Annotated in this window: 26 protein-coding genes; 15 read left to right on the plus strand and 11 right to left on the minus strand. The window is 64.7% G+C overall.

Annotation, left to right across the window (positions count from 1 at the left end):
- The first annotated feature begins 31 nt into the window (after nt 1-31).
- The gene (locus FOY51_RS05055; RefSeq protein ID WP_149429109.1) at nt 32-451 is read left to right on the plus strand and encodes a VOC family protein; all 420 of its coding nucleotides are present in this window, start codon (nt 32-34) and stop codon (nt 449-451) included.
- Between the two features lie 44 nt (nt 452-495).
- Nucleotides 496-1326, plus strand: a complete 831-nt coding sequence (locus FOY51_RS05060) for an alpha/beta fold hydrolase (RefSeq protein ID WP_149429110.1) — start codon at nt 496-498, stop codon at nt 1324-1326.
- Here the strand turns inward: FOY51_RS05060 and FOY51_RS05065 are convergent.
- Both FOY51_RS05065 and FOY51_RS05070 read right to left on the minus strand, forming a co-directional pair.
- Nucleotides 1323-2462 carry an FAD-dependent oxidoreductase gene (locus FOY51_RS05065; protein WP_149429111.1) on the minus strand — a complete coding sequence of 380 codons (1140 nt, stop codon included), beginning with the start codon at nt 2460-2462 and terminating at the stop codon, nt 1323-1325. The genes FOY51_RS05060 and FOY51_RS05065 overlap by 4 nt on opposite strands.
- A 23-nt stretch (nt 2463-2485) precedes the next feature.
- Nucleotides 2486-3136 carry a TetR/AcrR family transcriptional regulator gene (locus tag FOY51_RS05070; RefSeq protein WP_149429112.1) on the minus strand — a complete coding sequence of 217 codons (651 nt, stop codon included), beginning with the start codon at nt 3134-3136 and terminating at the stop codon, nt 2486-2488.
- 75 nt (nt 3137-3211) lie between these two features.
- Between FOY51_RS05070 and FOY51_RS05075 the strand changes: the two genes are divergently transcribed.
- A complete protein-coding gene (locus tag FOY51_RS05075) occupies nt 3212-4690 on the plus strand; it encodes a cryptochrome/photolyase family protein (protein ID WP_149429113.1) in 1479 nt (492 codons plus the stop codon).
- A 15-nt stretch (nt 4691-4705) separates the two neighbouring features.
- Here FOY51_RS05075 and FOY51_RS05080 read toward each other — a convergent pair whose 3' ends face one another.
- Nucleotides 4706-4975 carry a hypothetical protein gene (locus tag FOY51_RS05080; protein WP_149429114.1) on the minus strand — a complete coding sequence of 90 codons (270 nt, stop codon included), beginning with the start codon at nt 4973-4975 and terminating at the stop codon, nt 4706-4708.
- Between the two features lie 254 nt (nt 4976-5229).
- Here FOY51_RS05080 and FOY51_RS05085 point away from each other — a divergent pair, with 254 nt between their 5' ends.
- From FOY51_RS05085 to FOY51_RS05095, 3 genes are all read left to right on the plus strand, one after another.
- The gene (locus FOY51_RS05085; protein WP_187776218.1) at nt 5230-6564 is read left to right on the plus strand and encodes a wax ester/triacylglycerol synthase domain-containing protein; all 1335 of its coding nucleotides are present in this window, start codon (nt 5230-5232) and stop codon (nt 6562-6564) included.
- 47 nt (nt 6565-6611) lie between these two features.
- A complete protein-coding gene (locus tag FOY51_RS05090) occupies nt 6612-9902 on the plus strand; it encodes an arabinosyltransferase domain-containing protein (protein WP_371830405.1) in 3291 nt (1096 codons plus the stop codon).
- Between the two features lie 99 nt (nt 9903-10001).
- Nucleotides 10002-10448: a sigma factor-like helix-turn-helix DNA-binding protein gene (locus FOY51_RS05095; protein WP_187776184.1), complete on the plus strand. Its 447-nt coding sequence runs from the start codon at nt 10002-10004 to the stop codon at nt 10446-10448.
- Here the strand turns inward: FOY51_RS05095 and FOY51_RS05100 are convergent.
- Nucleotides 10436-10915 carry a MarR family winged helix-turn-helix transcriptional regulator gene (locus FOY51_RS05100; protein ID WP_149429117.1) on the minus strand — a complete coding sequence of 160 codons (480 nt, stop codon included), beginning with the start codon at nt 10913-10915 and terminating at the stop codon, nt 10436-10438. The two genes, FOY51_RS05095 and FOY51_RS05100, sit on opposite strands and share 13 nt — an antisense overlap.
- A 107-nt stretch (nt 10916-11022) precedes the next feature.
- Between FOY51_RS05100 and FOY51_RS05105 the strand changes: the two genes are divergently transcribed.
- Complete coding sequence (locus tag FOY51_RS05105) at nt 11023-12432, plus strand: MFS transporter (protein WP_149429118.1); 1410 nt, start codon at nt 11023-11025, stop codon at nt 12430-12432.
- A gap of 9 nt (nt 12433-12441) precedes the next feature.
- Here the strand turns inward: FOY51_RS05105 and FOY51_RS05110 are convergent, their stop codons facing one another.
- Nucleotides 12442-12879 (minus strand): PAS domain S-box protein, encoded by a 438-nt coding sequence (locus FOY51_RS05110; RefSeq protein WP_149429119.1) that lies wholly within the window; start codon nt 12877-12879, stop codon nt 12442-12444.
- Nucleotides 12880-13039: 160 nt separating this feature from the next.
- Here FOY51_RS05110 and FOY51_RS05115 point away from each other — a divergent pair, with 160 nt between their 5' ends.
- Nucleotides 13040-13555 carry an OsmC family protein gene (locus FOY51_RS05115; RefSeq protein ID WP_149429120.1) on the plus strand — a complete coding sequence of 172 codons (516 nt, stop codon included), beginning with the start codon at nt 13040-13042 and terminating at the stop codon, nt 13553-13555.
- A 33-nt stretch (nt 13556-13588) separates the two neighbouring features.
- The gene (locus tag FOY51_RS05120; RefSeq protein WP_149429121.1) at nt 13589-13996 is read left to right on the plus strand and encodes a hypothetical protein; all 408 of its coding nucleotides are present in this window, start codon (nt 13589-13591) and stop codon (nt 13994-13996) included.
- 6 nt (nt 13997-14002) lie between these two features.
- Here FOY51_RS05120 and FOY51_RS05125 read toward each other — a convergent pair whose 3' ends face one another.
- Entirely contained in the window at nt 14003-14719 is a 717-nt protein-coding gene (locus FOY51_RS05125; protein WP_149429122.1) for a TIGR03089 family protein, read from the minus strand.
- Nucleotides 14707-16167 (minus strand): LCP family protein, encoded by a 1461-nt coding sequence (locus FOY51_RS05130; RefSeq protein ID WP_149429502.1) that lies wholly within the window; start codon nt 16165-16167, stop codon nt 14707-14709. The genes FOY51_RS05125 and FOY51_RS05130 overlap by 13 nt, the downstream gene beginning before the upstream one ends.
- Before the next feature lie 190 nt (nt 16168-16357).
- Between FOY51_RS05130 and rfbD the strand changes: the two genes are divergently transcribed.
- Genes rfbD through manB form a run of 3 tightly spaced genes read left to right on the plus strand, consistent with a single transcriptional unit; the run spans nt 16358 to nt 19206 of the window.
- Nucleotides 16358-17215, plus strand: a complete 858-nt coding sequence (gene rfbD / locus FOY51_RS05135; protein WP_149429123.1) for a dTDP-4-dehydrorhamnose reductase — start codon at nt 16358-16360, stop codon at nt 17213-17215.
- Nucleotides 17216-17237: 22 nt separating this feature from the next.
- Nucleotides 17238-18137: a glycosyltransferase family 2 protein gene (locus tag FOY51_RS05140; RefSeq protein WP_149429124.1), complete on the plus strand. Its 900-nt coding sequence runs from the start codon at nt 17238-17240 to the stop codon at nt 18135-18137.
- Complete coding sequence (manB, locus tag FOY51_RS05145; RefSeq protein WP_149429125.1) at nt 18127-19206, plus strand: mannose-1-phosphate guanylyltransferase; 1080 nt, start codon at nt 18127-18129, stop codon at nt 19204-19206. Before FOY51_RS05140 ends, manB begins: the two co-directional genes overlap by 11 nt.
- Nucleotides 19207-19276: 70 nt before the next feature.
- Here the strand turns inward: manB and FOY51_RS05150 are convergent, their stop codons facing one another.
- Genes FOY51_RS05150 through cofD form a run of 3 tightly spaced genes read right to left on the minus strand, consistent with a single transcriptional unit; the run spans nt 19277 to nt 22136 of the window.
- Complete coding sequence (locus FOY51_RS05150) at nt 19277-19831, minus strand: NUDIX hydrolase (protein WP_149429126.1); 555 nt, start codon at nt 19829-19831, stop codon at nt 19277-19279.
- Entirely contained in the window at nt 19828-21171 is a 1344-nt protein-coding gene (locus FOY51_RS05155; protein WP_235916123.1) for a coenzyme F420-0:L-glutamate ligase, read from the minus strand. Before FOY51_RS05155 ends, FOY51_RS05150 begins: the two co-directional genes overlap by 4 nt.
- On the minus strand, nt 21168-22136 hold the full coding sequence (cofD, locus tag FOY51_RS05160; protein WP_187776219.1) for a 2-phospho-L-lactate transferase: 969 nt from the start codon (nt 22134-22136) through the stop codon (nt 21168-21170). Before cofD ends, FOY51_RS05155 begins: the two co-directional genes overlap by 4 nt.
- A gap of 427 nt (nt 22137-22563) precedes the next feature.
- On the opposite strand from cofD, the gene FOY51_RS05165 reads away from it, so the two are divergent.
- Nucleotides 22564-22827, plus strand: a complete 264-nt coding sequence (locus FOY51_RS05165; protein ID WP_187776221.1) for a WhiB family transcriptional regulator — start codon at nt 22564-22566, stop codon at nt 22825-22827.
- Nucleotides 22828-22838: 11 nt separating this feature from the next.
- Here the strand turns inward: FOY51_RS05165 and FOY51_RS05170 are convergent, their stop codons facing one another.
- Nucleotides 22839-23330 (minus strand): metallopeptidase family protein, encoded by a 492-nt coding sequence (locus FOY51_RS05170; protein WP_149429130.1) that lies wholly within the window; start codon nt 23328-23330, stop codon nt 22839-22841.
- 82 nt (nt 23331-23412) lie between these two features.
- Between FOY51_RS05170 and FOY51_RS05175 the strand changes: the two genes are divergently transcribed.
- Together FOY51_RS05175 and FOY51_RS05180 are read left to right on the plus strand one after the other, a co-directional pair.
- Nucleotides 23413-23811 (plus strand): DUF3499 domain-containing protein, encoded by a 399-nt coding sequence (locus FOY51_RS05175; RefSeq protein WP_149429131.1) that lies wholly within the window; start codon nt 23413-23415, stop codon nt 23809-23811.
- Nucleotides 23812-23909: 98 nt separating this feature from the next.
- Nucleotides 23910-25292, plus strand: coding sequence for a phosphomannomutase/phosphoglucomutase (locus FOY51_RS05180; protein WP_149429132.1), 1383 nt, complete (start codon nt 23910-23912; stop codon nt 25290-25292).
- The last annotated feature ends 11 nt before the right edge of the window (nt 25293-25303 follow it).

Consider the following 25303-nt stretch of genomic DNA (forward strand, 5'->3'; position numbering starts at 1 on the left):
TCAACGGTGCTCGAGGTTGCACAGTCGACGTATGAACCGGCAACCCTGGCCCAACGGATTCGACGTCGCCCAGATCCGAATATCGCGACCCACGGATCGACTCGACGCCGTGATTGGCTTCTACGAAACCGATCTGGGATTGCTGCGCATCGGCGACTTCGTCGACCACGCGGGGTGGGACGGCGTCATGCTCGGTCTGCCCGGTACCGATGTGCATCTCGAGTTCACCTCGCACGTGGACGGAACTCCCTGCCCTGCGCCCACTTCCGAAAACGTTGTGGTGCTCTACTTCCCCGATGAATCCGCCATGAGCACGGCGGCGGAGAGGATGACTGCCGCGGGCCACGATCCCGTCGAACTCGACAATCCCTACTGGGCCGCCAACGGCGGCGTTGCCTTCGAAGATCCCGATGGTTGGCGAGTACTACTCATGCCGACAGCGCTTGTATGAAAGCCAGCCATCAATGCGACACCCTGTACTCCTAGGGTGGAGCCATGACCACGAACCAAGCGATCACCGTCGGCGAGTACGTGTTCGACGTCGACATCAGCGGACCGGTCGATGCCGAAACCATCGTCCTTCTACACGGCTTTCCGGAATCGAAGGAGGCGTGGGGACCGCTGACGGACTCGTTGATCGAGGCCGGCTTCCGGGTTGTCGCGCCCAACCAGCGCGGCTACTCGCCCGGCGCACGACCTACCGATGTCGCCGCTTACGAGATCGAGCACCTGACCGCGGACATCATCGGGCTTCTCGATGCACTCGATCTGCCGAGCGCGCATCTGGTCGGCCACGACTGGGGTGCGATCGTCGCGTGGTTCGTCGCGGGCCGACATCCCGAGCGGGTTCGCACCCTGACCGCTGTGTCGATTCCGCATCCCGCTGCCTTCGGGTGGGCATTGGTGAACGACCCGGATCAGAAGGAGCGATCGGGATACTTCACGCTGTTCCGCCAGGTCGGCAAGGCGGAGGACGTGCTCTTGGCCGACGACGCCCGCAGGCTCCGCACCATGTTCGGTGCCACCATCGATGCCTCGTACGTCGAGCCGCATGTTCGCTTGCTCACCGAGCCGGGTGCGCTGACTGCGGCGCTGTCCTGGTACCGCGCAATGACCAAGGACTTCGCGAACCTCGGGTCGATCGAGGTCCCGACCACGTACGTGTGGAGCACGGGCGACCTTGCCGTCAGCAGTGCCGCAGCCGCGAAATGCGGCGAATATGTCAGCGGCCCTTACGAAGTGGTGCAACTCGACGGCGTCAGTCATTGGATCCCCGAAGAGGGCACAGGGCGATTGTCAGAGGCTGTGCTCAACCGGGCTCGCTAGTCGTTCACGAACTCCGCCATCATGTCGATCAGCCCCTGCGGCGCATCGGCACGGAAGCAGATCTCGAGGCTTGCCGCCGATTCTGCCGCCGCAGCTTCACTGCGTGGAAACAGCGACGCCTCGTACTCGGCGAGTGCGGTTTCGACATCGTCGCGATGTCGCGCTATCGAGGCACCGAGCTCCGCGCCGTCGAGCATGGCGAGGTTCGCGCCCTCGCCGGCAAACGGCGACATCACGTGCGCCGCGTCGCCCAGCAGCGTGACTCCCGGAGTCCGTTCCCAGCGGTGGCCGACTGGTAGCGCATGGATGGGGCGGGGGACCAGCTCGCCGTCCGCGTCCCCGAGCAATGCTTGCAGGCTGGGGTCCCATCCGGAGAAGTGCTCCAGGACAGCGGCTTTCGCGGCGACCGTATCGCGGAAATCGATCTCGTCGTCGATCGACCAATCCGCAGGCACGACGAGTGCTGTGTAGATGTGCAGTGCGCCGTGATCGTTGTGCGCGAGAAAGCCCTTTCCCTCGCCCAGCGCGAACAGCATGCCCCCGCCGACGACCTCCGCGCTCTGTGGATGTTTGGTATCGACATCGAGAAGAGTGGACTCGACGAACGACAGTCCCGAATAGATCGGCACCGCGTCGGAGACCAGCGGGCGCACCTTGGACCACGCGCCGTCGGCGCCGATCAGCAGATCGGTCGTGAATGCCTCGCCATCGGCAAGGGTCACCTCGTGCCTGCCGTCGCCGAGCGTGCGAACCGCGGTGACCTTCGATCCCCAGCGAATGGTCTCTGCAGGTATCGCGCCAAGAAGTATGTCGCGCAACGTACTTCGGTTGATCTCAGGGCGCTCGCCGTCCTTGCCGTCGTCGGACACGAGGAGGGTGGCGTTCTTGTCGAGGATACGCATGGCTTCGCCGCCAGGATGGATCTGTGCGTGAAACTCGTCGTACAGTCCGGCGGCCCGGATCGCCGCTTGGCCGGAATCCTCGTGCATGTCCAACATCCCGCCTTGATAGCGCGCGGTGGGCGATGCGTCCAAGTCGTATACGGCAGAGCCGATTCCATTGACGTGCAGTACTCGCGCCAGCGTGAGCCCGCCGAGTCCTGCGCCGATGATCGTGATGGCTTGATGTGTCGACATGTCGGAACCCCTTTCGGGAGTAGTCACTTTCGTGGTGTGTGCAGCGTCCCGTTGATCAAGACGCGAAATCCCCAGGCCAACCGCTCCTGGCCGGTGCCGGACAGCAATTCGGATCTGACCGCAACGATCCGCGGACGGTCCTGTTCGCGGATCGCTGTCCGAAGTGCGTCGAAGTCGGTGGTGGCCGACGCATGCTCGGCCGCCGTAGCGGTGCCGAACTGCAGTAGCAGGTCGACAGCCCACGCGGCGCGCTCCGGCGCGATCCCGCCCTGGTGAAGCAAGGCGAGCAATGCCTCCAGCAGGTCCAGATAGTTGTCGCCCGACGGTCGCGCCACCAGTGCAGACTGCGCAAGGCCCGGATAGTCGAACAGCACGGCCGTGTACGACGTGAGAACCTCGATCAGTCGGGCGGACCAATCACCCTCGCCGTCAACCGGTTTCAGGTCGATGGAGCCGAGCAACTCGTCCAGGACTGCCGCGTGCAGCTCGGCCGTGTTGCTGACATATACGTACAGCGATGCCGGACCGGTATCCAACGCTTGCGCGAGACGGCGCATCGTCACTCGATCCAGGCCCTCGGCGCGCATGATCTCGATCGCCGAATCGATGATGCCGGATCTCGTCAACGCTGGTTTGGCCGGACGTTCTCTGCGGCTTCGGGGTGCGGCGGGCATGATTCGAGTGTAACGAACATGTTCGTTACGAACAAGTTCGTTTTGATGGCACCGCAAGATGGGTATGGATGAAAAGTGACGACGACGGCATTGTGGCTCTTCGGCGACCAGTTGGGCCCGCACTTTCATTCGACCGCTGAACACAGCGGTCGCGACGTGCTGATCGTCGAATCGGCAGCGGTGTTTCGCAGACGGCGGTTTCACCGGCAGAAAGTGCAGCTGGTCCTGTCCGGGATGCGCCACCTTGCCGAGGATCTCGGCGATCGAGCCACCTACCTGCGCGCCGACACCTATCGGGAGGCTCTCGCGGAGTTCGGTCGACCTGTTCTGGTCTTCGAGCCCACCTCACATGCTGCCGCGGCATTCGTGGCGAAGCTGCACGACGAGGGGCTGGTCGAGGACGTGTTGCCGACTCCGATGTTCGCGCTGTCTCGTGCCGATTTCACCGATTGGGCCAAGGGGCGCAACCAGTTCCGCATGGAGACCTTCTACCGCGAGCAACGCCGCAGATTCGAAATTCTGATGGACGGCGAACAGCCCGTCGGTGGCCAATGGAATCTGGACGCCGAGAATCGGGAACCGCCACCCAAGGGACAATCGACCTTGGGTATCGAGCCGCCGTGGTGGCCCGACGAGGACGACATCGATCGCCAGGTTCGGCACGATATCGACGAGATGAACCTCGACACCGTCGGTGCCGACGGGCCACGCCGATTTGCCGTGACAGCCGACGAGGCCGCGAAAGCCTTGGCGCACTTCATCGAACACCGGCTCGATACCTTCGGCCCGTACGAAGATGCCGTGCTCGCCGACGACTGGACCATGGCGCACTCGTTGCTGTCGGTTCCGCTGAACCTCGGCGTTCTGCACCCGCTGGATGTGGTCTACGCCGCCGAACAGGCACATCGCGACGGCGCGTCGTTGGCCGCTGTCGAAGGCTTCATCCGGCAGGTGATCGGATGGCGGGAATACGTGTGGCACCTGTACTGGCACCTCGGTCCCGACTATCGAGACAACAACCAATTGGACGCGCACACAACGCTTCCCGACTGGTTCACCGATCTGGATTCCGACCACGTCGACGCGGCCTGCCTGTCGCAGACGTTGCGCGATCTGCACGAGCACGGCTGGGTGCATCACATTCCGCGACTGATGATCCTCGGAAACCACGCCTTGCAACGCGGATACGACCCCGCGGCGCTGACCGATTGGTTCGCCACGGTATTTGTCGATGGCTTTGCCTGGGTGATGCCGGTGAACGTGATCGGGATGAGTCAGCATGCCGATGGTGGGCTGATCGCGACGAAACCGTATGCATCCGGTGGTGCGTACCTCCATCGTATGACCGACTACTGCGGCGACTGCTCCTACAACCCGAAGAAGCGGCTCGACGAGGATGCGTGCCCGTTCACTGCCGGGTACTGGGCCTTCGTTCATCGGCATCGCGCGCGCCTGGCCGCCAACAACCGGACGGCCCGGCAGGTGTCGTCGATGAACAGGCTTCGCGATCTCGACGACGTCCTCGAGCAGGAGGCCCGGCGGACCCAGTTCTGATCAACCCAGTTCTGATCAACCCAGTGAATCGGCTTCCTGGTTTGCTCCTGTCAGTACGCCCAACTCTGCGGCGATCAACGCGAGGCCCGCGATGCTGATCTCGTCCGATTGTGCAAGGGCGGCGAGGGCGCCATGCATCTCGTGCCAACCGACATCCTTCGGTTCACCCACGAAGCGGACATCGTTTTCGATGTCGCCCAAGTATTTGCCGATAGCAACGATCAATTCAACGCGGTTACCGAGTGGGGCGGGCTGCTCGTCGGGGTGATATTCGAAATCGGGCATCGCTGGGTGCGTCCTGTTCTTTTCCATGGAGACGGTCTGCTCAGCCCTGCGAATTTCGTATTCTCAAAGCTCCAAAGATGATCATGTAACAGCTGCGGCGTCGTGGTCGAATCCGTTCAACTGTTGGTTAACTCACTATTTGCGATGCGGGTGACATGGCTCGCTCGTCAGCGCAAGACGGGAATAACCACTGGTGGACTACAGTGCGAATCGTGGCTTACTTCACGTTCCGGGCAAGCCCGTTTGCGCCGCGGATGGCCCCACGTGACGCACAGATGCTGTGGCTTTCCGAGCGGGTTCCGAGTGATCAGTTCCTTTTGTTCGCATTTGCAAATGCCACCGAATCGGCCGCCGAACTCGAACAATTCGTGATCGGTCGAGCTCGACGAATCGACGACCTGGGTATTCGGGTGTCGACCGTGCCCGGCAATCTCGACTTTCCGTATTGGGCGCCGCACGATCCCGGCCCCGACCAAGTCGTCGAACACGAGTTGGCCGATTCGACGTGGACGGGTCTCACCGCCGCCGTCGCCGACCTGTTCGGCGACCCGCTCGACACCAGCGTGAGTCCGTGGCGGCTGCACATCTTCTGCGACGTGGTGGGCGCTCCTGGTTGCAACGGTGCCGCTGTGGTCGCCGTTCTGCAGATATCGCACGCCCTTGCCGATGGGCGACGCGCGTCGGCGATCGCCAGGGCGCTGTTCGGGTCCGACGAGCCTGCGCCGATGTCGGGTCGCCGTCCCGCCGCACCACCTGCCGCCATCGCCGCCGCGCTGGGGGCCGTCCGGCTGCCGATCCGTACCGGTCACACGTTGGTTCGCGGTATCGGTGCCTACAGTGCACAGCGCGAACTGGCCCGTCTCGTCGATGCGGGAGAGCTGCCTCCGGAGAACCCTGGCCTCGAACTCGCGCCCCTCAATGCCGATCCAGGGCCCGCGCGGGTTCGCATGATCATCTGCTCGTCGACGGACCTGCGCGCCCCTGGAATCACGGTGACCGTTTCTGTGTTGACCGCGATCTCGTCGGCGCTCGCCGCGTTTCTTAGCTCCTCAGGTCGACTCGGCGCCGAAGTCACCGTTGCCATGGACTCCGACACCGGCGCACGCAACAACTTCCGCAACGTCGGAGTCGACCTGTTTCCCGACGAATCCAACCTTCTGACCCGTGCGCACCTGATTTCGGACGCCCTCGAGCAACGCCGACTTCGCGCCCGCCATCCGGCAGCTACCGCCCAGGGCAAGGTGACTCGCGCGTTGCCGGCGCCGATGCTGCGTGCCGAAATTGCCGGATATCCACTCGACCAGGTTCCGCCGACCGTGAGTGGCAACACCGTCGTGTCCAGTGTGTTCCGCGGTGCAGCCGACTTGCGACTCGCCGGAGGGTCGGTGCAATTCACGGCCGGATTTCCCGCCCTGTCTTCGGTGATGGGGCTCACGCACGGCGTGCATGGGATCGGCGACACCGTGACCGTATCCATCACCGCTGGTCAGGTGGTTCTTCCCGATATCGATCGGTACGAGCAGCTGCTTCGAGGCGCGCTGACCGACGTGGCACAGGCATTGCGCATGGCCCCGAAATCGGGGGCATGATTGCCGACGCGAAGGATTCTCAGGTCGGTCCGCTAGCATCCCGAGACGTGGTTGACAGCGATGTACGGACGGTTCCGCCGGCTGGTAAAGGTCCGACGACCGATCCGAACAGTCAGGAATCTCCCTCGCGGCGACGCACTTATCGCATCGCCGCGGTTGTCACAGCCGTTCTCGGGATCCTGCTGACCATTGCGACTCCGCTGCTTCCGGTCGATCAGCAACAGTCGAGCATTACATGGCCGCAAGGCGGCAGCACCCGCGCGATCGACGTACCGCTCGTCTCGTACTCGCCGGTGACGTTCGACGCGACTATTCCATGCTCGGCGGTAGGCGATCTGGCCGGTGCGAACGGCGGCATCCTGATGTCGACATCCCCGCAAGGCGCACCGAATGCAGAGAAGTACGGTCTGGTCGCCAAGGTCACCGCGGCGTCGTCGCCCGGTGGCGCTCGGCTGGAGGTCGTGCAACGCGAACGCACGCTCCTGGCACAGTCGGTCGACGCATTGCCGCCCAACTGCTCGGTCGTCATCGATTCCAACCCGACGCGATCGTCCGTCGAACTGACCGGTTCCGGCACTCCGGCGACCGTCTTCGAAGGTGACCTGCGCCCGCAGGTCGTGGGCATCTTCAGCGATATCAAGGGTGCGCCGCCAGCCGGCCTGCAGGTGCGCTCAGAACTCGACTCGCGCTTTTCGAGCACGCCGACGACGCTGAAGTTGCTCGCGATGATCATCGGGTCGATCATGACCGTGCTGTCGTTCATTGCGCTGCATCTGCTCGACAACAGCGACGGTCGCCGATCGCGCCGGTTCTTGCCCAACAAGTGGTGGGCGCTCGGCCGCGTCGACGTTGTCGTGATCGGCACCCTGATCCTGTGGCACTTCATCGGCGCCACCACTGCCGACGACGGCTATCAGTACGGCATGGCCAAGGCGGCGCACCAGTCCGGCTACATGGGCAACTACTTCCGCTACTGGGGAGTTCCGGAGTCGCCCGTCGGCACGCCGTACTACGACGCGTTCGGTGTGCTCTCGCGTATCACGACCGCGAGTCCGTTCGTCCGACTGATCGCACTCGCCTGCGGAATCGTCGCGTGGCTGGTGATCAGCAGGGAAGTGGTTCCGCGACTCGGTGCGCGCATTCGCGAGAACCGGGTGGCGATTTGGACCGGCGCCCTTGTCTTCCTTGCCTTCTGGTTGCCGTACAACAACGGGCTGCGCCCCGAACCCGCGGTCGCTCTCGGTGTGCTGCTCACCTGGTGCTCGGTGGAGCGTGCGATCGCGACCCGACGCCTGCTACCCGCTGCGATCGCCATCTTGATCGCCGGCTTCACTGTGACCTGCGGGCCGTCCGGAATCATCTGTTTCGCCGCGCTGCTCGCCGGGCTTCGTCCGATCGTGCAGATCTGGGTGGCGCGCGGTAAGAAGCTGGGCTACCTGTCACAGCTGCTGCCGGTCATCGCGGCGGGCACCGTGATTCTGGTGCCTGCGTTCGCCGACCAGACCCTTGCCGTGGTGCGCGAGATGAACCGGGTCCACGTGATCGCGGGGCCCAGCGTGCCGTGGTTCGAGGAATACCTGCGCTACCAGTACCTGCTGAACATCTCGCCGGACGGATCGCTGTCGCGTCGCTTCGGTGTGTTCGTGATGATCCTGAGCCTGGCGGTGTGCATCGTCGTGATGCTCCGCCGCAACGGCAAGATCCCCGGAATCGCGTCCGGTCCCGCTCGTCGCATCATCGGAATCACCATCGGCGCAATGGTGTTGATGATGTTCACGCCGACCAAGTGGACACATCACTTCGGTATCTACGCCGGCCTCGCCGGCTCGCTGGCAGTTGTGACAGCGGTGGCGGTGAGTGCGGTGGCATTGCGTTCGCGGCGCAATCGCGCGTTGTTCGCTGCCGCGATTCTGTTCTTGCTTGCCATGTGCTTCACCAGTTCCAACGGCTGGTGGTACGTGACCAGTTGGGGAGTTCCGTTCTGGGACAAGCCGATCATGATCGCCGGGCTGGGTGCGTCGACCATCTTCCTCGGGCTGACGATGCTGATGCTCGCTGTCGCCGTTTGGTTCCATTTGCGGGAGCCGTACACCGGTGGCCCCACGTTCCCGAAGAGCAGGTGGTGGGCGCTGCCGCCGCTCACCATCGCGGCAGCGGGAATGGTGCTGTTGGAAGTGCTGTCGATGGCGAAAGGCGCTGTTGCCCAATACCCGTCGTTCTCACTGGCGAAGTCCAACTTCGATGCCCTCGCAGGCAACGCCTGTGGTCTGGCGCCGTACGTCCAGCTGGAAACGGACCCGAACAAGTCGATGCTGCAACCGCTCACCGGCGATGCAAGCGCGGCTCTCGCAGGCACGAGCAGCGGCTTCACGCCGGACGGTGTGGCTGGCGACCTGACAGCAGACGAGGAAACATCTGCCGCGAGCGGCACGGCCAACTCGGTGGACACCGGAGATCAGAAGAGCACCACCACCAGTTCGGCCGGAACCGGCGGCGGCGCAGGACAAGTCGGCATCAACGGCAGCAACGTGGCGTTGCCGTTCGGCCTGTCGCCGCAGACGACGCCGGTGCTGGGTAGCTACCAGTCGGGGGAGCAGTCCGCGGCATCGCTGACAAGTGGTTGGTACGGGCTGCCCGGCGCGTCCGGTGGCGCGCGCGGTGACCTGATCTCGATCGCGGTCGCGGGACGCGTACGGTCCGTGGATCACGACGGAATCGTCACCGACGGACCGGTTCTGCAAGTCGAGTACGGAACCAAGAACCCTGACGGTTCGGTGGCGCCCAAGGGTCGTGTGACTCCCATCGACATCGGTCCCGCACCGTCCTGGCGCAACCTGCGCGTTCCGATGGATCAGATCCCGGCAAGCTCCGACGTCGTCCGACTGGTGGTATCCGATCAGAACGCCAACCCTGATCAATGGATAGCGGTGACACCGCCGCGCGTTCCGCAGACCAGGACGCTGCAGGATGTGGTCGGCACCAAGACTCCAGTGATGGTGGATTGGGCTGTGGGACTGCAGTTCCCGTGTCAGCGTCCGTTCGACAGCCACGAGGGCGTCGCAGAGGTGCCCGAGTACCGCATCTTGCCCGACCGCATCGGCGCCATCACCACCAACAAGTGGCAGGACCACTACGGCGGCGGACCGCTCGGCTGGATCGACATCCTGCTCGATGCCAAGACCATTCCGTCGTATCTGAAGGACGACCTGTCCCGCGACTGGGGCGAGATCGAACGCTACGAGCCGCGCAATTCGGATGCTGTTCCCGCCCAGGTGAACAAGGTCACCGTGCAGCGGTCCGGCATGTGGACGCCGGGTCCGATCAACACGGCGTCCTAGGGGTCGCGTCATCCGAACGGCGTAGTTTGCCCCAGTAAGTATGGGGGGCTTCCCCTATGTACGTGCGCGTCCGGAAAACGGACAATTGCAGGTATGGGGATGGGGGAACGGGAGCTGCATTCGGCGGCGGCCGCGGCTGCAGCAGGCGACCGGCGTCGCGCTGAGGAGTTGTTCGAGGAGATCTGGCCGATGCTGGTCCGATACTGCCGTGCGCGGGCGGGATCACGGTCCGGTGGTTGGGAATTCGCCGACGGACTCGCACGCCTGGCCGGCGTGCAGATACCCCTGCGTTACGGACGCGTCGAGGCGTCGCGGCCGTTCCGCGAATTCGTCTATGCCGTCGCCGATCGAACGATGCGAGATGCTCAGCCGACGACGGGTGATGCACTGAATGCGTTGGCGCACAGCGAACGAACCGTGCTGATTCTGCGTGTGATCGAAGGGTTGTCGGTGGGGGAGACCGCGGCAGCGCTCGGCCTACCCGACGCTCGCGTGCGGTTGATGCAGCATCGAGCCATGCGGAGCCTCGGCGCTCAGGTCGCCTGACTAGGGCGGGGCCACCGGTTGTTCTCCAGGGCTTCGATCGACCGATTGAACTTGGTGATCAGAGCGTGCATCTGCTCGACTTCGTGATCGTCCCACTCGGCGACCACCTTGGCGACGCCCTGCCTGCTCTGCTCGCGATCGGCGCGTAGGGCGGCCAAGCCGGCCTCGGTGGCCTGCACCTTGCGGGCCACGCCGCCCTTCGGGTCGACGACTCGCTCGACCAAGCCGTGCTTGAGCATCGACCCCACCTGGCGGTTGACGGTGGATACGTCGAGACGGAATGCTTCGGCGATCTCCTTGAAGCTCAACGCGATGTCGAGCTCCAACCGGCTCAGAATCAGATACGCCGACCTGTCGAGCACCTGTGCGGGGCGGTGCTGGGCGGCGGCCAGATAGTGCCGAGAAAACAAGGTCAGCTCGTACTCGAGGCGCTCATGTGCGGTGATGGCGGACCTCACTTCGGACATTAGTTGTGCATAGTACATATCGTATGTACCGTACACATCAGCGTCGATGGACGCTGCTGATAGTAGGAAATTGGAGAATTACAGTGGCGATTCCATCGGTTTCACCCATGACGGATGTGCCGACCGACGAGCGATCCCGTGTCCCGACCCCAGCTGTGCTGATCGCGGTCCTCGGCTCGTGCGGCGTTGTGGTCTCGCTGATGCAGACACTCGTCGTTCCCCTCATTCCCTCGCTTCCGCAATTTCTGAACACCTCGGCGGCGAACGCTTCGTGGGTCATCACCGCCACGCTGCTCGCGGGTGCCGTCGTGACGCCGATCAGCGGCAGGCTCGGCGACATGTTCGGCAAGCGGCGGGTTCTCTTCATCAGTCTGCTTGCGCTGATCGTCGGGTCGATTGTGTGCGCGCTGTTCTCGTCGCTGATTCCCGTCGTGATCGGCCGCGCGCTGCAAGGCGCTGCCATGGGTGCGATCCCGTTGGGCATCAGCATCATGCGCGACGAACTGCCGTCCGAGCGTGTCGGCTCCGCGATGGCCATCATGAGCGCCACGCTGGGTATCGGTGGCGCCATCGGTCTGCCGTTCTCCGCGGCGATCGCCCAGGTCGCCGACTGGCACGTGTTGTTCTGGGTATCTGCTGGGCTCGGAGCAGTCTGTGCCGCACTGGTTTTCGCATTGATACCCGAATCGCCGGTGCGGACTCCCGCCCGATTCGACTTCGTCGGCGCGGTGGGTCTCACACTTGCGCTCACATCGCTGCTGCTCGCGATCACCAAGGGCGGCGACTGGGGGTGGGGCAGTTCAACCACACTGAGCCTGTTCGCAGCGTCGCTGATTGTTTTCCTCGTCTGGGGCGCATACGAACTGCGCACCACCAGCCCGCTCGTCGATCTGCGGGTCTCCTCGCGCCCGCGCGTGCTATTCACCAACGTCGCATCGATCGCCGTCGGCTTCGCCTTGTACGGCATGTCGTTGACGCTGCCGCAGCTGTTGATGGCTCCGAGGGCGACCGGGTACGGTTTCGGGCTCTCGATGATCGAAGCCGGACTCGCCCTTGCGCCAGGCGGTTTCGTGATGATGTTGCTGTCACCCGTGTCCGCGCGGATCTCGGCGACCCGCGGGCCGAAGGTGACGCTGATGCTCGGATCGGGCGTGATCGGTGTCGGCTACCTGGCCGCACTGGTCCTGATGAACAGCGTGTGGGAGATCGTCATCGCGTCGATGATCATCGCCGGCGGAATCGGGCTCGCCTACGCGGCGATGCCTGCCCTGATCATGGGCGCGGTGCCACTGAGCGAGACCGCAGCGGCCAACGGACTGAACTCGTTGATGCGGTCGATCGGCACATCCACGTCATCGGCCGTGATGAGTGTGGTGCTGGCCCATCTGACGATCTCGCTCGGCGAACACGTACTCCCGTCGCAGCACGGCTTCTCGGTGGCGTTCATGATCTCGATCGGCGCTGCCGTACTCGCTGTTGCGCTTGCCGCGTGCATTCCGATGCGCGCCCAGGCGTAAGGATCCGTCCTACGCGTCTCGACCGCGGTAGGACGGCGTGGTGGAGATGCGCTTCGCATCCCACAGCTGCTCGGTGACGTCGTGGAAGCAGACGAGCGCCACCGGATCGTCCTTGCGCGTGAAGACGGACTCGCTGACGACTGCGCGTACCGTCGAGCCGTCCTCGGCGACGAGCGAGATGATGTCCCCCGCAGCGCCGCGCAGATATTCGATCGCAGTGGTGTCGTCCGCGAGAATGGCCGCGAGAACATCCGCGGTCTCGCGCCCGACTACGGCGTTCTGCTCGAATCCCAGCATGTCCTCGAACGCCGGATTCGCGTGCACGATCGTGCCGTCGAGGTGCACGGCCAGAATCGGGACGGGCAGCCGGTCGAGCAGAATCGATGCAGGCAGACGCTGCAAGTACCCGAGGGGTGTGTCGGGTCTCGGCTCTCTTCGATCTTCCACTGTGGCGATCTCTCAGTTGGGAGGGGAACGCGTTTTACAGCATGTTAGTCGTCGCAAACTCCAATTCCGTTATCACGCAGCAATCCGCGACCGTCCTGAGATCGATTCAGCGCGATCCTTACTCGTGCAAAACGCGCGGAACCGGCCATACGCTGCGCAAATGACCACAGCCTCGGCAACACACCTCGGTTCCATCATCGACGCCACCACCGCGGCCGTCGCGGACAACGTCGCCAACGCTCACGTGGTGTTCCGCGCGTCCGGGACGCCGGAGTATGCCGTCGGCAGCGCGATCGCGCTCGGCGGCTACACCGTGCACGTCGACGAGCCGCAGGCGCTCGGTGGCGAGAACACAGCGCCCAATCCGGTGGAGTTCTATCTGGCGGCGCTGATCTCGTGCCAGGTGGTCACCTACCGGTTCTGGTCGGAGCGGCTCGGCATCACCTTCGACGACATCGCGATCGATGCCGAGGGCGATCTGGATGTGCGTGGATTCTTCGGACTCGACGACGACGTACGGCCTGGATTCACCGCCGTCCGCGTCGAGGTCGCGGTGCGGGGCCCCGAATCACCCGAGCGCTACCGCGAACTACAGGACGCCGTTGATGCGCACTGCCCCGTGCTGGACCTGACGAAGGCGCCGACACCGGTGGAGACGACGCTCGTCATCGCCTGAGCTCGAGTACGGCGCTGGAGTAATCTTGCGACCATGTCACGCGGTGCGCGAAAGGACAGTGGTTCGCGGTTGCGCCGTGCGTCGCGCGGGAGCAACCAGTCGGCTGTGATCACCGTGATCGCGCTCGGTTACGCCAAGTTGTGGCGCGCGCGAATCGGATTCGACGACAGATACGAGATCTACGTGTGCTCCGGTATGCGGGGTGGATTCGGTCGTGCGGGCACCACTATCGGCGGTGCATACCTCACCGACACCAACACGGCCCTGCGCACCATTCGCCACGAATCGGTGCACGCCGATCAGTGGGCGCGGTACGGGGCCTCGTTCGCGATTCGCTACCTGCTCGAGGAACGGCGACACCCGAAGGCGGGCAACAAGTTCGAGATCGAAGCCGGTCTGGTGGACGGCGGTTACACGAAGTCGTCGGATCCGCGGGTTTGATGCAGATCAGGTCCGGCGGACGGTGACCTTTTCGCTCGTCGCCTTGCGGTCCAGCGCGGCCTGATCCGCGTTGGCCACCTGCACCAGTGATGCGCCTGCGGCGAAGACGGCGATCAGGCCGTCGACCACGTCGGTCGGGGTAGTCCAGTCGGCGGTGGAGAGTACCCGGTCGTCGATACCGAAACCCTGTGTCGCAGCCGATGATCCGGCGGCGTCGAGGATGTCGAGAACCGAGCGGCCTGCCAGAGCAGCACCCGCGCCGGACGCGCGAAACTGGTCGCCGTGCACACGCACCGAGGTTGCGTAGTCGGTGACACCGATCGGCAGATCGGGCACGGGGCGACCCATGGCGTCGAGGGAGAGGGCAGCCACCTCGGGGATGTCTGCGCTGTCGTCGAGTCGGTCGGGAGTGACGAACGCCAGTTCGGCAGCCGGGTCCGCATCCAGAACCACCTCGGCGCCCGCCCACCACACGCCGAGAAGCACGGCGGCGGTCTGCCAATGCGCGGGCAGCAGCACGGCGACCCGCGCACCCGGTGTCAGGCCGAATTCGTCGCGAATCATGTTGGCGGTCTTCGCCGCCCAATTCGCCAACGTGAGCGCGGACAGTTCGATCCGCGCGCCGGTCGCGTCGTCGTAGTACGTGATCCGGGGGCGTGCTGGATCTCGCTCCAGGATGGGCGGCAGCAGTGCATCCGTCAGCGTTGTCGTCAGTTCACGCATTTGGGACCACCCTCGCCTGCGTCGATGGGGGGAGCAGGCGGCACCGGCGTCGGTGCCGTGGAGGATTGCGACGAATCCGACTGGGGATCGGTCGATTCCGAGTCGGACGTCGTGGTGGGACCGGTGTACGAATCCGAGCCCGGGCCTGCGTAGTCGGCTGCCAGAACCACGCGAACAGTGCCCTTCGGCACGCTGGAATCGGCAGCGACCCGAAGGCCACCGAGCTTGTCCGCGACGGCCTTGGCGCCCGCGTCGTCCGCGCTGGCCGCCAGCACCTGACTGTTGTCGACCGAGTTACCGGTGTTGTTTCCGACCGTGCCCGTGCCGTAACCGTCGGTGGTCAGTGCCTGCGAGACGTTGCTTGCCAGACCGTCGATGCCGCTGTCGTTTGCAACGTCGACGGTGACGGACGAGGGATTCACCGTGGGTTTCGGCTTGGCAGTGGTGGTTTGGGAGCTGGTGTCGGCATCCTCGCCCGCCAGACTGGCGACGTACTTCTTCACCGCCGCCGGATCGACCGTCACCACGGACTCGCCGTCGTCGGTGTTGCCGTTGAGGTCTGTCACGGGGATCGTCTCGAACTTCACTTCGCCACCGGCGAGTTCCTGCAGCTGGCCGGCGAATTTCAGGATGTCCCAGTCGGAATCGAGAACCACCGAACGCGAGATCGCCGTGCTCAGCTCGCTGAGCTTCGATGGGCTGCTCAAAGTCTTGGCGCTGAGCACCTTTCGGGCGAGGGAGGCCATGAACACCTGTTGACGCACGATTCGGTCGAGGTCACCGCGTGGTAGCTCGTGGCGCTGGCGCACGAAGCTCAGCGCGTCCGAGCCTTGCAAGGTCTGCTCGCCCGCGGGAAAGTTCGCGCCGGACATCGGTTCGTCGACCGCGTTGTTGAGGCATACGTCAACGCCGCCAACGGCATTGGTGAGCAGAACGAATCCGAGCAGGCCGACCTCTGCATAGTGATCGACCGTGACGCCGGTGAGGTCCGCAACCGACTTGATGAGTGCTTGGCGACCGGCTTTGGTGGAATCGGCGTCGGCATCGGCGTCGGATTCACCCTCGTTCACCAACTTCAGTCGCTCGGTCTCCTTGGTGGCACCGTAGGCAGCATTGATCTTGGACATGCCGATGCCCGGAACGTCGACGTAAGAGTCGCGGGGAATGGAAATGGCCGTCGCCGAGCTGCCGTCGTTGGGTATGCGAATGAGCACGATGGTGTCGGTGTTGGACGCAACCTCGTCACCGGCACGCAGCGACGCGAGTTCGCTCTCCGATAGCGGGTTGCCGTGCGCGTCGGTGCGACTGTCCGTGCCGACCATCAATATGTCGATGGCACCGTCCTTTGCACCACCCAGGCCGAGGCCTGCGGCCATCGACAGGTTGGACCGCAGCGAATCGACGCCCTGCCACGCAAATCCGGTGACGACCAGGACCAGAACGGACATTGCCGCGATCGCGATGCGTGCGTGCTTGGAGGCGGGAGGCTTGACGGCCGAGCGTCGCGCTCGTCGCTCTCGTTCCTCCGGCACCCGCAAATCTCCTCTGTAATGCTCGACGTACTCGGTCGGCTTTCAGGCTACTTGCCGTTTGCCACGCTCCCGATCAACCGGCGGCCCGGCGTGCCAGACTTGTCGCGTGCCAAAAATCGTGATCACCGGAGCCCGCGGACAGCTCGGCAGCCAACTCGTTGCGCGGGGGACCGATGCCGGCCTCGACGTGGTGGGACTGACGTCCAGCGATCTGGACATCACCGATCGGGCGGCGGTGCAACGGCTGGTCGAAGGCGGTTCCGTCGTTGTCAACTGCGCGGCCTACACGGCTGTCGACAAAGCCGAGACGGACCAGGCTGCCGCCTTCGCGGGCAACGAGACGGGGCCTCGAAATCTGGCATCGGCATGCGCCCGCGTCGGCGCTCGGCTGATTCACGTTTCGACGGATTATGTGTTCGACGGCACTGCCGATTCGCCCTACGCGACGGATGCGGCGCCGGCCCCGGTAACCGTGTACGGCCGGTCCAAGCTCGCGGGCGAGCTGGCGGTGCACGAGGAGCTGCCGACGGCGCAGATCGTTCGCACCGCGTGGGTGTACACAGGCATCGGCTCGGATTTTGTCGCGACGATGTGCCGACTCGAGACCGAGCGTGACACCGTCGACGTCGTCGACGACCAGATCGGATCACCCACCTACGCCGCCGACCTGGCGGACGGACTGCTGGAACTGGTGGGTCGTCCGGATGCTCCGCGACTGTTGCATCTGACGAACGGCGGCCAGACCAGCTGGTTCGAGCTGGCCCGAGCCGTGTTCACCGGGGTCGGTGCCGACGGCGAGCGGGTCCGTCCGTGCAGCAGCGATCAGTTCGTTCGACCTGCGAAACGGCCGGCCTATTCGGTGCTGTCCGGGCAGGCCTGGGTGGACGCCGGGCTGGCACCGCTACGCGAATGGCGGAGTGCGCTCGAGAGCGCGCTCGCTGAGCTGCCGTCGAATCAGAGGTAGCGGGACGGTTACGCTGACCGGCGTGAGTTCGCAGCTGGCCGTAGTGACGGTGACCTATTCGCCCGGAGACCACCTGTCGGAGTTCATCGAGTCGTTGGCGACCGCAACGACGGAGAAACCGCAGGTCATCCTGGCCGACAACGGGTCGACCGATGGAGCGCCCGAAGCCGCTGCCGCCGCGTTCGATCATGTTCGACTGCTTCGAACGGGTGCCAACATCGGCTATGGCGGCGCTATCAACCGCGCGGTGGCCGAAGTCGACACGAGCATCGAATACGTGATCGTCGCCAATCCCGACGTGCGCTGGAGTCCCGGTTCCGTCGACGAACTGTTGGCCGCAGCGCGGCGGTGGCCCCGCGCAGGCTCGTTGGGTCCGATGGTTCGCGAACCCGACGGCAGTGTGTACCCGTCCGCGCGCGAGGTGCCCGACATTCTGGGTGGTGCCGGACACGCCATTCTCGGCACGGTGTGGCCGCGTAATCCCTGGACCCTGCGGTACCGGCAGGAGGACGAGGCGCGCACCGAACGGCCGGTGGGATGGTTGTCCGGATCGTGCCTGTTGTTGCGTCGTACCGCGTTCGACTCCGTCGACGGCTTCGATTCGCGATACTTCATGTACATGGAGGATGTCGATCTGGGCGATCGGCTGACCAAGGCGGGTTGGCACAACATCTACGTCCCGACCGCCGAAGTGACCCATACGAAGGGGCACGCAGCCGGTCGGAATCCCGAACTGATGCTGCCCGCGCACCATCAGAGTGCGTACAGATTCCAGGCGGATCGGCATCCGCGCTGGTGGCACGCGCCACTTCGACTCGCCTTGAAAGCGGGCCTTACGGCAAGATCCAAGGTTGCGGTTCGATCGGCACTGGCCGAACGGGATGACGCGCAGACGAAGGGAACGACTCACGATGGCAGGTAGCAGCGAGACAGACGCTGTCATTCTGGTCGGTGGCCAGGGCACCAGGCTGCGTCCGCTGACGCTGTCGGCACCCAAGCCGATGTTGCCGACGGCCGGCCTTCCGTTCCTCACGCACCTGCTGGCGCGCATCGCCGAGGCGGGCATCAACCATGTGGTTCTCGGTACCTCGTTCAAGGCCGAGGTGTTCGAGAAGCACTTCGGCGACGGCGCCGACCTCGGCCTGGAGATCGAGTACGTCACCGAGACCGAAGCCCTCGGTACCGGTGGCGGCATCCGCAACGTTCTGCCGAAGCTGCGGGCGGACAACGTCATGGTTTTCAACGGCGACGTGCTCGGCGGCACCGAGCTGGGCGCCGTCCTCGACACCCACGAGTCCACCAACGCCGATGTGACCCTGCACCTGGTGCGGGTCGGCGATCCGCGCGCGTACGGCTGTGTGCCGACCGATGCCGACGGCCGTGTCACAGCCTTCCTCGAGAAGACGCAGGATCCGCCGACCGATCAGATCAACGCCGGTTGCTACGTGTTCCGGCGCGAGTACATCGAGAAGATTCCCACCGGCCGACCGGTGTCCGTCGAGCGTGAAGTGTTTCCGGCGCTGCTCACCGAGGGCGTTCGGATGTACGGCCATGTCGACTCGGCGTACTGGCGCGACATGGGAACGCCGGAGGATTTCGTTCGCGGCTCCGCCGACCTGGTTCGCGGAATCGCCCCGTCGCCCGCACTGCCCGGTCAGCGAGGTGAATCGCTCATTCATCCCGGCGCGGGCGTCGCTCCGGGTGCGCTGATCATAGGCGGTTCGGTCGTGGGTCGTGGTGCCGAGGTCGGTGCAGGCGCACGACTGGACGGCGCGATCCTGTTCGACGGTGCCGTCGTGGAAGCGGGCGCCGTCGTCGAGCGCTCGATCATCGGCTTCGGCGCTCGCATCGGACCCCGCGCGTTGGTGCGCGACGGCGTGATCGGCGATGGCGCCCATGTCGGCGCACGCTGCGAACTACTCCGTGGCGCCCGAGTGTGGCCCGGCATCGATATCCCAGATGGTGGGATCAGGTTCTCCACCGACGTCTGATTCCGCCGGGTGAATGTGCCTTTCGTAGCGTCAGATCGAACGAATGTGCCGTTGACTCAGGCCGGACGACTCAGGCGGGACAGCGAGCGGCTTGGGCTACCAGATGATCGATGGTTTCTGTTTCGGCCTCTGCCGGTAGCTGATCTACCGGCCACCATTGCAGATCTACCGACTCCGAACTGCGGACGATCGGCGCGTTGTCTGCCGCGCGCACCAGAAAGCGCAGATCGAGGTGACGGGTCGGTACGCCGAGCGAGCAGGTGATCGGGTGGGTGTGCGCGGATAGCAGACCCGGTGCGATGGTGAGGTCTGCGATGCCCGATTCCTCTGTTGCCTCGCGCAGCGCCGCGGCGATCACGGTGTCGTCGGACTCCTCGCAATGCCCACCCAGCTGAATCCACTTGCCGACGCGCGGATGCAGCGTGAGCAGGACATTGCGTCCCGATGCGTCGAGGACTAGCGACGACGCGGTGATGTGCCCCGGCGCGTGCGCACGCAGACAACCGGTCGGAGCGGATCCGAGGAACGCCAGCATGGTGTGACGCAGTGATTCGTCGCCGGCATCGGTCGGCCGCCACGCTTCCAGCAGGTCCGTAGCCGACGCGTGCAGCGACTCGACGCTCACAGTTCGAGCACGCCGTCGCCCGGATCACGAGGCGCACGCGGCGTCAGCGGTTCGGTCGGGTGCCCGATCGCGATTGCGCCCAACGGCGACCAGTCCGCCTCGAGCCCGAGTTCTGCTCGGACGACGTCCGGCGCGAAGATCGTCGAGCCGATCCAGCAGCTGCCGACCCCCTTGGTGGCGAGTGCCACCAGTAGTCCCTGCACCGCCGCACCGACCGCGACCGTGAACATGGTTTTCTCGGCCTGGGTGCGTTTGTCGTCGGGATAGTGGTGCGCACCGTCGGGAACGCAGAACGGAATCACGACCTCGGGTGCGCCGACCAGAATGTCGCCGCGGCCGATTCGACGCTCGATCCGTTCCGCGCTCAGGCCGTCGGACTCGAGATCCGAACGCCACTGTTCGCGCATCGCGGCGAGCAAGGCCGTTCGACGTTCGGGGGAGCGCACCCACACGAACCGCACCGGTCGAGTGTGGTGCGGGGCGGGCGCGGTGAGCGCTTCGGCGATGGAGCTGCGGATCAATTCCGGATCGACCGGTTCGCCAGTGAATTGCCGGACGGACCGGCGAAGCAGCAATGCCTCGTTTCGGCCCTGTTCCATCGCCTCGGCGGTGCCGAGCCAGAAAAGATCGTCGATGCCGCCGCGAACCAGATCCCGTGCGGTCGATCCGTCGTCCTGAGACGCGAATCCGCGCACCACCGCGATCGGCACGCCACCCAGCTTGCCCTTGACCAAGTCGCCTGCGGCAGCCAATTCGTCCGCGATCGCCACCTCGGTCACCTGAAGCTCGTTGCCTTGTCCGTCGTGCGATCCCGCGTACGCATGGACTACCGACAGCCCCGACGACCCGATTGCTGCATCGGTTTGTCCCACCCGCCACGCACGCCCCATTGTGTCGGTTATCACAACCGAAATGTCCACTTTCAGGCGCTGTTCGAGCGCCCGACGCAGTGCTGCAGCACTCGCGTCGGGGTCTTCGGGCAGCAATGCCAACTCCGCAGGGTGCACGTTGGAACCATCGATTCCGGACGCGGCCTGGACGATGCCGAGTCGATTTTCGGTGATCAGCGTCCGGCCTTTTCGAGCAAGCACACGCACGGCTTCCTGATCGACCAGCACGCGGCGTGCGGCGTCGCGTTCGTCGGGGTCGGTGGGCGACTCGACGATTCGCCCCTCCACCTTCGACACCACCTTGCTGGTGACGACGAGAACGTCGCCGTCGCGCAGCCATGAGGCCTGCTGCGCGATGTGCTCGGCCAGATCGTCGCCGGGGCGGAACTCGGGAAGCCCACGGACAGGGAGGATTTGGAGGCCGTCCGCGGCGGCGTGATCCTCGCTCACAGTGACACTCCGGCCAATTCCAATGCCGTGCGGACCATTTGGGCCGTCGTCGCGGGATCGCTCATCAGCAGTGGAATGCTGCGTACCTCCACCCCCGGTACGTCGGCCTCGTCGGTGGAATGGATTAGCCACCCATCGAGAATGCCCGTGTCGGAGCGTGCGCCGTAGTAGCGCCCGATCGCCTCGGCGGACGTTTCGACACCGATCACATCGAGGCATTCGTCGGCCATGCCGCGCAACGGTTTTCCACCGATCACCGGGGACAGCCCGATCACCTTGGCCGCGGTGGTCCGCAGCGCGCCACGGATGCCGGGCACGGCGAGGATCGCACCCACGCTGACCACCGGATTCGACGGCGCAAGGAGGACGACGTCCGCGTTCTCGATGGCGTCCAGCACCCCCGGAGCAGGCTTGGCCTGATCTGCGCCGACGTTGACGAAACTGTGCGTCGGAACCTGCGCTCGGTAGCGCACCCACCACTCTTGAAAGTGAATTGCGCGCTGTTGGTCCGGATCGTCGGATTCGGGATCCGTTACGACAACGTGGGTTTCGCAGCGATCGTCCGATGCGGGTAGCAGCTGCACACCGGGCTGCCAGCGATTACACAGGGCATCGGTGACAGCCGAGAGTGGGTAGCCGGTGCGCAGCATCTGCGTGCGAATCAGGTGGGTGGCGATGTCGCGATCGCCGAGGCCGAACCAGTCGGGAACAGCGTTGTACGCCGCCAATTCCTCCTTCGTATGCCAAGTTTCGGCGATGCGGCCCCAGCCGCGTTCGGTGTCGATCCCGTCGCCGAGCGTGTACATGCACGTATCGAGGTCGGGGCAGATGCGTAACCCGTGCATCCACACGTCGTCGCCCACGTTGACCACCGCCGTGATCGAGTCGCTCTCACTGACAAGGGATCGCACACCCTGAAGGAATCGAGCGCCTCCGACCCCGCCGACCAACACCGTCACTCGCACCGGTTTCGCCTCTCCATTCGCGCGCTTTCGCGTCCGCTCTGTCACGTCGACAAAGCCTAGGCCGGTGGGTGTTCGGGGCGCGCACCCTGGGCGATGCGTGGCCAATGCGGCGCGAGATAGTAATGGAATTCGGTCGACAGCTTGACCATCCACCGCTCCGGCGTGTCTAATCACATTTATGTCATTTACGGTCCGCGGCGCGAGTTCGATTGCGGCGGATACCGATTCGAACAGCCGTTCGTATCGGCGTGACATTTCCTTTTCTATTCTGCGCTATCACAGGTGAGGAGGCGGAGCGATGCCCAGCGAGTTGGAAAAGTTCGACACTTCTTCGATCACAGTGGCTGACGAACCGCAGACCGATTCCAAAGCAGGCGCAGTTCTTGGCGTCAGCGACGACGACGAGGCGTCCGCGGAGCGTCCGCGGTTGAGTCTCGTGGTCGATGGTTTCGACGAGCTGTTCGAAAACATCGAAGATCAATGGCAGGAGCGTGCGTTGTGCGCTCAGACCGACCCGGAGGCGTTCTTTCCTGAAAAGGGCGGATCGACTCGGGAAGCCAAGCGCATCTGCTTGGGCTGTGAAGTCAAGGACGAGTGCCTCGAGTACGCGTTGGCCCACGACGAGCGGTTCGGTATCTGGGGTGGTTTGTCCGAGCGTGAACGCCGTCGCCTCAAGCGCGGCATCGGCTAGCGAAGAAATAGCTAGTCAGGCCCGCCGTCGGCGAGGTCGGGGTCGATGATGTCCGGATCGACTCCCAGATAGGTCGCAATCTGTTGCACGAGTACCTCGTGCAACAAGTCGACCAAGTCTTCGGGGTGTTTTGCACGTAGTTCCAGGGGGCGACGGAACAACACAACTCTTGCTCGGGTCGCGCTACCGCGACGATCGACGCCTGCGGGGACGAGCCGGGACAGCGGTACCGGCCCGTCGGCGACGACCTCGTCGGGCCAGGTCACCGACTGCGGGTCGAGCGGACGAATCTTGGGGACTTCGTCGACAGCGATATCGAGCTTCGTCAGTCGCTCGTGCCAGCGGGCATCGAGCGGGGCGAAGGCTTCGAGCGCGAGCAGATCGAACTTTTCACCGCGAGTACGCCACGCGGGTACCGAATTCGGCAGCACCGGACCGCGCACACCTCGACCGCGTCGTGTCACGGTGCGGGAAGTCTGCGGTCGTCGATTCGGTCGTGCCACGAAGAGTCACAGTATCCGGTGTGTCTGGGTAGGTGACGGATCAGGAGGGGGCTAGTGTCGGTTCTGTGAAGAGGTCACAGCTGTGAGGGCGCTGCGTCGATGCTGCAGGCCGGGATGCAAGAACCCGGCCGTCGCGACGTTGACCTACGTCTACTCGGACTCCACCGCAGTCGTAGGACCGCTCGCGACCGTGGCCGAGCCGCATTCCTGGGATCTGTGCGATCAGCACGGTTCGCGAATCACCGCACCCAAGGGTTGGGAGATGGTCCGTCACGAAGGCGGCTTCTCCTCCAGCACGCCCGACGAGGACGATCTGACCGCCCTTGCCGAAGCCGTTCGCGAGGCAGGCCTGTCCGGCCGCGGCACGGTGTCGCAAGCGCCCCGATCGGCCGAGTTCACTCCGGTGACGCCCTCGTCCGTGCCGACCGCACGCACCGGACGCCGCGGCCATCTGCGTGTGCTGCCGGATCCCAGCAACTGATCCCGCGCCACCGCATTTCCGGCCGCATATAGGCTGACCACACAACTTTCGCTGCGTGCATCCGTCGTGCCCGCGGCCTCGAGCACGGGAGCAACTCTGTGGCACGTTCGGCCGAACTCGTGAACGCGGTGATCAAGGCCTACGACGTACGTGGTGTGGTGGGCGAGCAGATCGATGTCGATTTCGTCCGCGACGTGGGCGGCGCCTTCGCACGCTTGGTCCGGACGGATCCGATCGACAACGGTGACAGGCAACGCGTCGTGATCGGGCACGACATGCGGGCCTCGTCCCCGGAGCTCTCGCGAGCTTTCGCGGACGGCGTGCTCGCGCAGGGCGTCGACGTGGTGCACATCGGGCTTGCCTCCACCGATCAGCTCTACTTCGCCTCGGGCCGATTGGATTGTCCCGGAGCGATGTTCACCGCCAGCCACAACCCCGCGCGGTACAACGGCATCAAGCTGTGCAGGGCGGGCGCGAAGCCGGTGGGGCAGGACACCGGACTTGCGACGATCGCGGCCGAGGTCACCGACGGCGTCCCGACGTTCGACGGTCCGGCAGGCACTGCAACCGATGTCGACGTCCTCGACGAGTACGGACAATTCCTGCGTGAGCTGGTCGATCTCAGCGGTCTACGACCGTTGACGGTGGCCGTGGACGCGGGTAACGGCATGGGTGGCCACACAGTGCCCGCCGTGCTCGGTCCGCTGCCGCTGACCGTGAAGCCGCTGTTCTTCGAGTTGGACGGCACCTTTCCCAACCACGAGGCCAACCCGCTCGATCCGAAGAATCTGGTGGATCTGCAGAAGTTCGTCGTCGAGACCGGTGCGGACATCGGGCTTGCGTTCGACGGTGATGCCGACCGCTGCTTCGTCGTCGACGAGAAGGGCGATCCGGTGTCGCCGTCCGCCGTCACCGCGTTGGTAGCCGAGCGCGAGCTCGGAAAAGAGCCCGGTGCCACCGTGATTCACAATCTGATCACGTCGCGGGCCGTTCCCGAGTTGGTAGCCGAGCGGGGTGGAACGCCGTTGCGCACCCGGGTCGGACACTCGTTCATCAAGCAGGAGATGGCGAACACGGGCGCGATCTTCGGCGGTGAGCATTCCGCGCACTACTACTTCCGCGACTTCTGGGGTGCCGACTCCGGCATGCTCGCTGCGTTGCACGTTCTCGCCGCGCTGGGCGAACGCGACCGGCCTCTCTCGGAACTGACCGATGCCTACGAGCGCTATTCGGCATCCGGCGAGATCAACTCCACCGTCGACGACGCGGCCGCGCGTACTCAGGCAGTGCTCGACGCGTTCGCCGATCGCACCGAATCGATCGATCGACTCGACGGCGTCACGGTGTCGCTTGCCGACTCCGCGTGGTTCAACCTGCGAGCGTCCAACACCGAACCGTTGTTGCGGCTCAACGTCGAAGCGCGTTCGAGCGACGAGGTAGACGCATTGGTGACCGAGATACTGACCATCGTTCGCGGTTGACTGGGATAGTG

Source organism: Antrihabitans cavernicola (genome assembly GCF_008297975.1).
Taxonomy (GTDB): domain Bacteria; phylum Actinomycetota; class Actinomycetes; order Mycobacteriales; family Mycobacteriaceae; genus Antrihabitans; species Antrihabitans cavernicola.

Bases quoted from the DNA above. Each gene is read 5' to 3' on its own strand.
- FOY51_RS05085 (WP_187776218.1), top strand. From the start codon at position 5,230: ATGGCCCCACGTGACGCACAGATGCTGTGGCTTTCCGAGCGGGTTCCG.
- FOY51_RS05100 (WP_149429117.1), bottom strand. From the start codon at position 10,915: ATGTCCGAAGTGAGGTCCGCCATCACCGCACATGAGCGCCTCGAGTAC.
- FOY51_RS05055 (WP_149429109.1), top strand. From the start codon at position 32: ATGAACCGGCAACCCTGGCCCAACGGATTCGACGTCGCCCAGATCCGA.
- FOY51_RS05130 (WP_149429502.1), bottom strand. From the start codon at position 16,167: ATGTCCGTTCTGGTCCTGGTCGTCACCGGATTTGCGTGGCAGGGCGTC.
- FOY51_RS05065 (WP_149429111.1), bottom strand. From the start codon at position 2,462: ATGTCGACACATCAAGCCATCACGATCATCGGCGCAGGACTCGGCGGG.
- FOY51_RS05080 (WP_149429114.1), bottom strand. From the start codon at position 4,975: ATGCCCGATTTCGAATATCACCCCGACGAGCAGCCCGCCCCACTCGGT.
- FOY51_RS05060 (WP_149429110.1), top strand. From the start codon at position 496: ATGACCACGAACCAAGCGATCACCGTCGGCGAGTACGTGTTCGACGTC.
- FOY51_RS05120 (WP_149429121.1), top strand. From the start codon at position 13,589: ATGTCACGCGGTGCGCGAAAGGACAGTGGTTCGCGGTTGCGCCGTGCG.
- FOY51_RS05070 (WP_149429112.1), bottom strand. From the start codon at position 3,136: ATGCCCGCCGCACCCCGAAGCCGCAGAGAACGTCCGGCCAAACCAGCG.
- FOY51_RS05125 (WP_149429122.1), bottom strand. From the start codon at position 14,719: ATGCGTGAACTGACGACAACGCTGACGGATGCACTGCTGCCGCCCATC.
- FOY51_RS05095 (WP_187776184.1), top strand. From the start codon at position 10,002: ATGGGGGAACGGGAGCTGCATTCGGCGGCGGCCGCGGCTGCAGCAGGC.
- FOY51_RS05105 (WP_149429118.1), top strand. From the start codon at position 11,023: ATGACGGATGTGCCGACCGACGAGCGATCCCGTGTCCCGACCCCAGCT.
- FOY51_RS05115 (WP_149429120.1), top strand. From the start codon at position 13,040: ATGACCACAGCCTCGGCAACACACCTCGGTTCCATCATCGACGCCACC.
- manB (WP_149429125.1), top strand. From the start codon at position 18,127: ATGGCAGGTAGCAGCGAGACAGACGCTGTCATTCTGGTCGGTGGCCAG.